Origin of the sequence: Bartonella sp. AP57NXGY, assembly GCF_042195805.1 — a bacterium.
Lineage (GTDB): Bacteria > Pseudomonadota > Alphaproteobacteria > Rhizobiales > Rhizobiaceae > Bartonella.
Map to the genome: position 1 here is coordinate 1 of NZ_JBHIOZ010000564.1, position 650 is coordinate 650.

The 650-nt window shown below is 35.5% G+C and carries 1 pseudogene; it reads left to right on the forward strand.

From position 1 onward, the window contains the following. Positions 1 to 299 precede the first annotated feature (299 nt). Positions 300 to 528 (forward strand): annotated as a pseudogene (locus tag ACFIL8_RS12055) (ABC transporter); the annotation flags it as partial. Between the last annotated feature and the right edge of the window lie 122 nt (positions 529 to 650).

Below are 650 nucleotides of genomic sequence, written 5' to 3' on the forward strand. Positions count from 1 at the left end.
ATTTTAAGAAATGCAGCCCTCTTGTTGCAAGCCGGCACCATCATTATATTTGCCAACTCGTGGATGTTGCTACAGCCCTTGGCACTTGAGATAATTTATTATAGGCATTTTAAGTTCTTTCTTAATAGTTTTTTATTCACGCGGGCTTTCCCCGCTTGGTACGTGCAAAAGGCATGGTTTTGGTTGGTTCACCATGAAACATGGTTTGAAATGAGAGAATCCTACGGTATTCGGGATTCTCATTCAACATACAAGACAATGAATTATTATTATAAATCAAAGTATTACTATTTGATTAAGCAACATTTTCTTTAGATGCAAACACTGAAAAGTTGGTGCAAGATACCTTAGAAGGATTGATACAAAATCCTAAATCCTGGTCATTGCACATCGTTTGGCAACAATTTTAAAAGCTAATCGTATTCTCGTGATGGATAAAGGCGCTTTTGTGGAAGAAGGAACACACAACTCATTATAAAAAATAATGTTTATGCGCATTTGGCCAAACTGCAATTTTCATCTGAGTAAGTGATCTTGATACAAGAGCAGTATCTTTAAGGGCATAAACAGTATTCTTTTCAGACAGGCTTATCAATTTGAAACTCTCATGGAAAAAAGAAAGGCAAGCATTGAGATGTTTTTCTTTTTTA